We start from the raw sequence: 6,000 nt of genomic DNA, 5'->3' as shown, positions 1-6,000 counted from the left end.
CACTTATACCTAAAACTACAGAGTACTAAAACCTGCACGCGCTCTACACGTATGACGTATTTGAATCACTTATACCTAAAACTACAGAGTACTAAAACTGATTAATTGTTGGGCTACAATACCTGGATGAATCACTTATACCTAAAACTACAGAGTACTAAAACTATAAACATGAACATATGTGATACCTTCTGGAATCACTTATACCTAAAACTACAGAGTACTAAAACCTCTAGCACAATTATATAATTTAATCATAGTCAAGAAAATAGATAAGCCGATAATGCTGAAGAAATTTTTGTTCGATCAATATCTAGTTGACACTCTAATTTGCAGTACTTTAAAAATGCAACAACTACATAAAGATCTAAATCATTGAAAACAATTATATCACCGAGAGTATAGTTGGATATTACAGGATTAACCTCTAAAACTGAGCAATATTTTTTAAACAAATACTCAAATCTCTCTTTAAACTTTTCTATTTCTATATTAATTGGCGCATTCCAGTAACTATCATCAATAAACCCTTCAGTAATCATTTGTATATTGTTGATAAAGTAGTTCAAACCTTTGATATTCTCTGATAAAAAATATGAGGACTCTGTTAATACTATTATTGGAATTGGCAGATCATTTAATGTTTTTCTAAATCTAATTTGCTCTTTTATACTTAAACCCGCTTCTGGATACAGATAAATCAAAAACGCCTTTTCTTTCGCTTGATAATTCATTTCTTCTACTACTAAAGGGACTACTTGTTCTAAACGGTTAATCAGCCTAGCATAATCTTCAGTGTAATCATATTTAAATGAAAGCAGTCTTATAAACTGCTTTAAATCAAATGATTTAACAGCCAAAGGTAAAGTTCCTCTTAGATTTTCTCTTAAGTCATCCAATAACACATTAATCGAATTGATATATCCTTCTATTTCCATATCATTATGCAATTCTCTAATGATTTTCTTAGCCATCATACTTGTTGCTGCTAATTGATGCTCATTTTCTATAGCAGAATGATTCAAGATAAAACCTCTAAACCGATTATTTGAAACCCTATCACATTCTAAAAGATTTGTAATGGTTACACAGTCTTTATTGGAATTTCTTGGTTGAAAGTAATTCTTAAGTGTTTCTAGAATGTATTCTTCATGTGTTGAATCTTCATTATAAATAGAGGTATACTCACTAGTATTTAAAATAACTCTTGGTAATTCCTCAATACTAATCTCTAAAACCGCTTCATACATATTTTTTCTCCTAAAATAAAATGGTACGATTATCTCCTAATATTTCAATATTTTTATCTTCTTCACCCAATAATATTTTCATTTTCTCATATTGCTTCTCCGTAATTGTCAATGCTCTCACATGACCATCAGGCGGCAAGATACGTTTCACATAATTCACACTGCTTTCTGCTGAATCTTTATTTATACAACTTTTAATGTAAATAGAGTACTGCATCATCAAAAACCCTTCAGAAATCAGCCCTTTTCTAAACTTACTATATAAGCGTCTTTCCTCTTTCGTGTCAGTTGGGAGATCAAACATTATCATTACTCTCATAAATTTATAACTCATGATTCATAAAAAGAATATTGTTTAATGTTTGGTAGCTTGAGTGTTTCATATCTCCCCGTTCTGAAATACTCAATGATTGATTGAACCATAATTTCAATCGCTCTAATAACTGTGTGCTGCTTTCCGTCAATTTGTACTCTTGCATGCATTAAATTCACTAACTCTAATCTATATGCCTTCGTCATATATTCTTCTTCTGGAGGATGTTTTAATAGATATAAATCTACTAATGGTCTAAATACTTCAATAATGTCTGATGCAAGGTTAAAATGATTTCGTGCACCAATATGATGAATACCAAGTGCTGGAATTAACCCTTTTGCTACAATGGTTCTAGCGATTGCTGAATTTAAAATTGTATAACCAAAATTCAACACCATATTTTCTATTAAAAATTCATCATCACGTCTGAAATCCTCAAAAAATGTATTGAAATAATATTTAGCTGCTTGTCCTTCTATATTCATTTCATCTTTAGATGTAACTAAAGTTTGCAACTCTTTCATTTTAATAATTCTTTCATCAAGTACTCCAACATGTTTCATACATTGAATCTGATTTTGAATTTTTTGAACCAATATATGTTTCCACAATTCTCCTTTGTTTTGTTCTGACCATTGAAGTTGCTCTTTCATTTGTCCGTATTGGTTAAAATGGCCATTAATTGGATGCACCATACATTCTGGTAAATGTTGTTGATTGCAAAAAACCACTAAAATATTATATTTAGAAAGCTCTATCATAAGTCTTGAGGTTATAGTTGTTGTTAAGTCTTCAATTACAATAGCGAAAATATCGCTTAGGGGGATTTTAACCTCCAAATCCCCTTTTGCGATTTTCAAATTATTTAAGTTTAATGCAAGTTTATCTACTTCTGAAAGATATACAATTCTCCACGCCAAAAACTACTCACCCTTTCATGATCATTTGAGGCTTTTTCTTACTTTTCACTTTATAAAGATTTCCTAAAATATCTGTGGAATATTTTTCAATAGAATATGTTTTTTGAGATATCGTTTTCAATATTCGTGGTGTTCGTTTATCATTAATATTCTCCAAATATTCTTTATATGTGATTGGAATCATATTTAGCTCTACAACATTTCTTGAGTCGTTATTAACCCCTACAATTCTATATAACTCTCCATCAATTTTAATCAAATCATTATTATAAAAACTTGCGATAAACACTGCATTTTCATCAATTTTTTTCTCACTTTTTGCTTTCTCATAAGCATTTGAATCAATTTTAAAGAAACCTTCTTTTTTGATGACATCTAAATTTTTAACTGTCACAAATTTATATCCACCATTATCTAAGTAAACATCAAAGCGATATGGTTTTAATGATAGTTTTACTATTTTATTCTGACTATTTGAATAGTCGTTTGTAATATCAAGATGCGCATTTAACTTTTTACCGTAATATTTAACCTTTTTGATGATAGGTCCATTATCTTTTTTACTATATTTAGTTAAATAATTGCCTGTTTCTTCATGGTACTTATAAAGCGGGTTCTTCTCATTACTGTATTGTTCCATAATAGTTTTCAGTTTTTGATAAGTTTGTGGATCATGATGATACATTAATAATTTTTCTGGTGACTTCTTGATTAAATTTTTCAATTTATCATTATCCTTGTCATATAGTCCTTTGATGTTATTTATGATAAGTGTATTGCCTTTATCATCTTTCCTTGTTGAATATAAGGTATCATTTACTAATTCTCTATTCGGTTTTTTATCGACTCTGTGTGAGTACTTATAATCTTTAAATTCTTTAATACTTTGTATTTGGCGCGGGATTACAAATATTTCTTTATATTCATCGTCAGTTTCAATTCCCGGCATATTTTCAGCTTGTTGCTCTTCAACTGTTTGGTTTTCCATGACTTTATTAGTTGTATCTAGTTTTTTCCATTCTTTGAAAATAAAGTCAGCGTTAGCAATCACCAATGCGTCTTCAGCATGATGTTTGTAACCTTGATTTCTTTCTTTTTTGAACTTCCATTTTTTTCTTAAGAAACTCGTGAAACCTCCATTAATCGATTTCACTTTGACATCTAAGTCATTTACTCTAAAATAGGATCTTAATAAATTCATTAACTCTCTAGTCGCATATCGTGTATCTACTAAATTACGGTTAATAAAATCTTTTTGGACACTAAATCGATTAATATCTCTTTCTTCTAATAAATATTCTTTTTTCTTCTTAGAAACTCTTCCTTTACCTTTAGAAAGGTTCAAAATATGCTTTTTAAATATCTCATAACTAATTTTCGCATCAGAAGAACTCAAATATTGAAATGGCGTTCTATTCCCTTTCTTACTATTCTCCTCTTGTTTTACTAGCACTTTATTATTGAAAGAGTTATCAAAAGAAACAGAACGAGGAATAATATGATCAACTTCATAATGATATGGATTATTAAGTAAATCTTCTAATGGAATAGATTCCAATGAATACAAACATTTTCCTTCTTGCATATCATGCAGTTTAATCTTTTCAATTAAAAACTTAGCTTTTTCTTTACCGGTTTCCTTAATGATTTTTTCGATTCTTTCATTAGTCTGGCGGTTTCTTTTCTGCATTTCATTGATGAACTTTTGTGCCTCTTTAGAATTCTTTTCTCTTGCTAGCTCAATAATAATATCTTTTGGCAAACCGAATTTTTTAATAATAGCATTAATCACTTTGATGGATTGAATGAATGAACGTTTCACCACTGGTGATAAGATAAAATCGTCCACTAAAGATGTTGGTATTTCTTTTTGTTGGCTTAAATCCACTTTTTTCGGCACAAGTTTCAAGCGATTGAAAATAGTCATTTGGTTATCACTTGTGTGCCATAATTCATCCAATATTAAATTGATAGCTTTTAGAGAGAGACGATGTGTGCCGGTATAACCAGTTAAATTTGAAATTTGTTCGATTTCTTCTTGTGTCAATTTTGGTTCCAGTTCAGCTAATTCTTCTTGTATATCTTCTGCTGACTGGTAAATTGTTAAAATTTCAGCGATTTGATTGAGTAGATCAGCATTCTCCAGAATTTCTTTTCGGGATGTAATGCCTTTTATATCATGATAAATTTTAAAATTAGTGAATTCTGGTTTACCTGTACTCGTTACACGATAGCCTTTAATATCTTCTTCATTCACAAGTATCTCTTTCGCAATTTGTTTGAGCGTCGGCTTTTTCTTTTGTTTAAAGACATTCTCAATGATCTGGAATTTCTCATAATACTCTAGTTTCTCATTCTCATCTCGTGCAATAACCAAGTTATTTAAATCATTTAGGGCATTGTATAAATCAGCATTATAAGCATATTTAACACTTCGTAATTCCTCAGGGAAATATGTACAATGTCCCATTAACATTTCATACCATTCTTTAATATCCTTCCAGCCAAATGGACTACCTTCTCCTGGACCTTCATAGTATGTTCTTCTAGTTTCTAATAAGCTGATATATGTCTCTATGAAAGTTTCATCAATTTTATGATGATTACTTTGTGTCTTTAATAACTGCTTTGCTTCTTTGATGTAATCAGATGTTTTGAAGCGGTTAGCTGCACCTCTTACTTCGCCTTGTTCTTTTAATCGTTCTAACTGTAATTCCGCAACATATTTATCTTCCAAGGCTTTATTATTTCTTGCGATTTGTTCTTTAGTGGATAATTCATTGCCTGTATCTTCTTCCACATCATTTACATTATGTACACCTCTGCGCTTTGCTAAATGAAGCAATGCCGCAGAAAATTCTTCATCGCTTAATTTTTCACTTAGTCCTTTAACGCGAGCTTCGTATGGATTTATTCCACTTATTTCACTGTCTTCATTTAATAATTTATAATCAAACAACAATTTTTTTACTCTTTGTAATCTATGTCTACGACGTCTCTTAAGTCGTCTTGCCCCTCTTTTTGATCGTCGTCCCTCATTGTTTTCTACATTAGCTTCTTTAAATAAACGAACACCTGCATCTATAACATCTCTTGTTTCATAATCAATAATTCCATAACCCACTGATGTAATTCCGATATCTAGCCCTAATATATAATTTCTGTTCATATGACCACTCCTAAGATGTTTGAATTTTTTGATTTTTGATATTAAAAAAATCTCGCCAACAAGTTGACGAGATAAACACGGCATTTTGCCTTGTTTTAGTAGATTCTGTAGTTTTAGGTATAAGTACAGCACATATACGTTGTGCTATACCTAAATTATATTTTATCTAATAATATAAGTCAACGCTTAAGATGTGTAAGTTTTACACTAATCTTTAGATCGAAATCATCAGTAACCACTTTAGTTGCCTACACTTCTGCATCTTTCACATTGTCATTAATTTCAGTAAGAATTAATGCTACCAATGCTACCTCAACTAATGTTGTTAAAGCATTAGAGGCAAAA

The 6,000-nt window shown here is 30.4% G+C and carries 4 protein-coding genes; all 4 read right to left on the bottom strand.

Annotation, left to right across the window (positions count from 1 at the left end; genetic code table 11):
• Positions 1 to 260: 260 nt before the first annotated feature.
• From HMPREF2937_RS09335 to cas9, 4 genes are read right to left on the bottom strand one after another with little or no spacing between them, the layout of a single operon-like run.
• On the bottom strand, positions 261 to 1,250 hold the full coding sequence (locus HMPREF2937_RS09335; protein WP_070864453.1) for a hypothetical protein: 990 nt from the start codon (positions 1,248 to 1,250) through the stop codon (positions 261 to 263).
• Positions 1,251 to 1,260: 10 nt separating this feature from the next.
• Positions 1,261 to 1,569, bottom strand: a complete 309-nt coding sequence (cas2, locus tag HMPREF2937_RS09330; protein WP_060803561.1) for a CRISPR-associated endonuclease Cas2 — start codon at positions 1,567 to 1,569, stop codon at positions 1,261 to 1,263.
• Between the two features lie 11 nt (positions 1,570 to 1,580).
• A complete protein-coding gene (gene cas1 / locus HMPREF2937_RS09325) occupies positions 1,581 to 2,486 on the bottom strand; it encodes a type II CRISPR-associated endonuclease Cas1 (protein WP_070864452.1) in 906 nt (301 codons plus the stop codon).
• 7 nt (positions 2,487 to 2,493) lie between these two features.
• Positions 2,494 to 5,655 carry a type II CRISPR RNA-guided endonuclease Cas9 gene (gene cas9 / locus HMPREF2937_RS09320; protein ID WP_083326931.1) on the bottom strand — a complete coding sequence of 1,054 codons (3,162 nt, stop codon included), beginning with the start codon at positions 5,653 to 5,655 and terminating at the stop codon, positions 2,494 to 2,496.
• Between the last annotated feature and the right edge of the window lie 345 nt (positions 5,656 to 6,000).

This window comes from Staphylococcus sp. HMSC061G12 (assembly GCF_001838465.1).
Lineage (GTDB): Bacteria > Bacillota > Bacilli > Staphylococcales > Staphylococcaceae > Staphylococcus > Staphylococcus simulans.
Note: the sequence above shows the minus strand (reverse complement) of the source record. Positions and strands in the feature narration are given on the sequence as shown.

Coding starts and splice junctions, on each gene's coding strand:
- cas9 (WP_083326931.1), bottom strand. CDS start 5,655: ATGAACAGAAATTATATATTAGGGCTAGATATCGGAATTACATCAGTG.
- HMPREF2937_RS09335 (WP_070864453.1), bottom strand. CDS start 1,250: ATGTATGAAGCGGTTTTAGAGATTAGTATTGAGGAATTACCAAGAGTT.
- cas2 (WP_060803561.1), bottom strand. CDS start 1,569: ATGAGAGTAATGATAATGTTTGATCTCCCAACTGACACGAAAGAGGAA.